The organism is Algoriphagus sp. (assembly GCF_024642405.1).
GTDB lineage: Bacteria > Bacteroidota > Bacteroidia > Cytophagales > Cyclobacteriaceae > Algoriphagus.
Genome location: NZ_JAHEBC010000414.1, coordinates 1 through 3165 on the forward strand (window position 1 = coordinate 1; position 3165 = coordinate 3165).

Annotated in this window: 3 protein-coding genes and 1 pseudogene; all 4 read left to right on the forward strand. The window is 37.8% G+C overall.

The window, feature by feature from the left end:
• The coding region (locus Q0L68_RS18615) for a phosphoribosylanthranilate isomerase (RefSeq protein WP_296705757.1) at positions 1 to 554 on the forward strand (554 nt) is incomplete at its 5' end.
• Between the two features lie 26 nt (positions 555 to 580).
• Positions 581 to 1759, forward strand: a complete 1179-nt coding sequence (trpB, locus tag Q0L68_RS18620; protein ID WP_296705758.1) for a tryptophan synthase subunit beta — start codon at positions 581 to 583, stop codon at positions 1757 to 1759.
• 199 nt (positions 1760 to 1958) lie between these two features.
• Positions 1959 to 2732: a tryptophan synthase subunit alpha gene (trpA, locus tag Q0L68_RS18625; RefSeq protein ID WP_296705759.1), complete on the forward strand. Its 774-nt coding sequence runs from the start codon at positions 1959 to 1961 to the stop codon at positions 2730 to 2732.
• A 3-nt stretch (positions 2733 to 2735) separates the two neighbouring features.
• A pseudogene (locus Q0L68_RS18630) lies at positions 2736 to 3165 on the forward strand (3-deoxy-7-phosphoheptulonate synthase); the annotation flags it as partial.

Below are 3165 nucleotides of genomic sequence, written 5' to 3' on the forward strand. Positions count from 1 at the left end.
GCTTAATTTTCTATTCCAAATCACCAAGGTGTGTTTCAGAAGAATTTGCGGAAGAAATAAAGTTAATGGAAGTACCCAAAGTTGGGGTTTTTGTAAATGAAAGCTTTGACTTTGTTTTATCTAAAATAAGAGAATTTGATTTATCTGTTCTTCAATTGCATGGAAATGAAAGTCCTGAATACGTTCAAGAATTAAAATTAAAGACTGAAAAAAAAATATGGAAAGTTATTTCAGTTCATGAAAAAGTAGATTGGGGAAAACTTAGCGATTATTTAGAGTTCATTGAATATTTCCTTTTTGATACCGCAACACCAATGCATGGAGGATCGGGAAAAAAATTTAATTGGAATATTTTGGAAACATACCCTTTCAACAATGGGTTTTTATTAAGTGGAGGCTTAGATGAGAAAAGCATATCCGATATAATTGAGCTTTCTGAAAGAATGCCACAAATGGTGGGAGTGGATTTGAATTCAAAATTTGAGGAAACTCCAGGGATAAAGAATATTGAAAAACTAAAAAGTTTTAAGAAAGGATTAATTGGTAGTTATTGATAAACCTACAAAATATACATTATCAGATGATTAAAGTAGACGAAAAGGGCTTTTATGGTAAGTTTGGAGGTGCTTATATTCCCGAGATGTTACATCCTAATGTGGAGGAACTGAAGGAAAATTATGAGTCAATCATAGCTTCGAAAGAATTTCAGGATGAATTCAGAGGATTGTTGAAGGATTATGTAGGTCGTCCAACTCCTTTATATTTAGCTTCTAGACTTTCAGAAAAGTATGGTGCTAAAATTTATTTGAAACGAGAAGACTTATGTCACACCGGCGCACACAAAATCAATAATACCATAGGCCAGATTATTTTGGCTAAAAAGCTCGGGAAAAAACGAATTATCGCAGAAACAGGAGCCGGTCAACATGGAGTAGCAACAGCTACAGTTTGTGCTTTGATGGGGATGGATTGTGTCATTTATATGGGGGAAGTTGATATCGCCCGGCAACATCCCAATGTGGAGAGAATGAAGATTCTGGGAGCTACCGTAGTTCCTGCTACTTCGGGCTCGAAAACTTTAAAGGATGCTACCAATGAAGCCATGCGTGCTTGGATCAACAATCCTGTAGATACGCATTACATAATTGGTTCGGTGGTAGGCCCTCACCCTTATCCAGAAATGGTTGCAAGATTTCAAGCTGTGATTTCAGAGGAAATCAAATGGCAATTAATGGAAAAGGAAGGAACAGAAAATCCTGATATAGTTATCGCCTGCGTGGGAGGAGGATCCAATGCAGCTGGAGCTTTTTACCATTATTACAATACTCCGCAAGTTCGACTGGTAGCTGCTGAAGCAGCTGGATTAGGAGTTTTATCCGGGAAATCTGCAGCGACAACAGTATTGGGAACTCCAGGAGTATTGCATGGTTCAAAGACGATTTTGATGCAAACAGAAGATGGGCAGGTTGTTGAACCTCACTCTATTTCGGCAGGCCTGGACTATCCGGGAATCGGTCCTGTTCATGCTCATTTATTTGATGTGGGAAGAGGAGAGTTTGTTGCCGTAGAAGATAAAGATGCGATGGCTGCGGGGATCGAATTAAGCCGATTGGAAGGTATCATTCCTGCTATAGAATCTGCACATGCCATCCATGCCTTAAATTTAATTGAATACTCCAAGGATGATGTGATCGTGATCAACCTTTCTGGAAGAGGCGATAAAGATTTGGATACTTATATTAAATGGGGGAAATATTGAGTGATTTTGGAAATACGAAGTACGATTTACGAGGTTTTTTGGTACTCCAACGACCATCTACAAAATCAATCTTTTGGCCTATTAATTTCGAATGATGAATGCCGAAATTTGAATAATGATGTAAATCCACCTTTGAACCTTACAATTCTCAAAACAATAATCCAATCTCTCAATTTTTCAATATTCAAATCGAAATGAAATGAACCGTATACATACACTATTTAATACAAAAAAAGATCGCGTTCTCTCGATCTACTTTACAGCTGGTTTCCCTGAGTTGGAGGATACCATCCCTATTATGGAGGCTATCCAAGCTGGAGGAGCTGATATCATAGAAATAGGAGTTCCTTACTCAGATCCTGTAGCAGATGGACCAACCATTCAGGATAGTAACATGATTGCTTTAGAAAATGGAATTTCTCTGAAGAAAATCTTCGATCAATTAAGAGGCTTTCGTGCTAAAATCCACATTCCTGTAGTGATGATGGGCTATTTGAATCCAATTATGCAATATGGTATGGAAGCATTTTGTAAGAAATGTAAGGAAGTTGGAGTAGACGGATTGATTCTCCCTGATCTTCCTATGCAGCAATACTTGGATGAATACAAAGGACTTTTTGAGGAATATGGTTTGGTAAATACATTTCTAATTTCGCCTCAGACCTCCGAAAAGAGAATCCGGGAAATTGATGAAAACACCAATGGGTTTATCTACATGGTTTCTTCCCATAGCATAACGGGCGCCAAATCAGGAATCACAGCAGAGCAAATCTCTTATTTCGAGCGGGTCAAATCGATGAATTTGAAAAACCCGAGACTGATTGGGTTTGGGATATCAGATTCGGAAACTTTCTCAAAAGCCTCAGAGTATAGCCATGGAGCGATCATCGGATCAGCATTCATTAAGACAGTAAAAAATTCTAAAAACCTGAGTGAAGACATTCAGGCATACCTTCAATCAGTAATCAAGTAAGCAATGATTATTCAGCTTCAACCAGATATTTCAGATAGTCAAAAGGATAAATTGATTCAAAAAGTCAATGAAAACGGCTACAAAACTACCGAAGTAAAAACCCAATTGGGAGATTATCTTATTGGGATTGGTAAAAAAGATTTTGATATCCGTAAAGTCGGACAAATGGATGGAATTGTAGATATCCATATTGTTTCAGATGAATATAAATTGGTATCAAAAAAGTGGAAAGCAAAGCCAACTTCCATAGACTTGGGAGATAATGTATTTATCAAAGATGGTGAAATGGCGATCATCACTGGCCCATGTTCTATTGAATCCGAAGAACAAATCCGGGCTGTAGTAGCTCATTGTCTAGAAAATGACATCAAGATGATGCGAGGTGGGGTATTTAAACCAAGAAGTAGCCCGTATGCTTTTCGAGGCTTAGGAT

What these genes read in the sequence shown, in the direction of transcription:
- trpA (WP_296705759.1), top strand. Translation starts at nt 1,959, where the DNA reads ATGAACCGTATACATACACTATTTAATACAAAAAAAGATCGCGTTCTC.
- trpB (WP_296705758.1), top strand. Translation starts at nt 581, where the DNA reads ATGATTAAAGTAGACGAAAAGGGCTTTTATGGTAAGTTTGGAGGTGCT.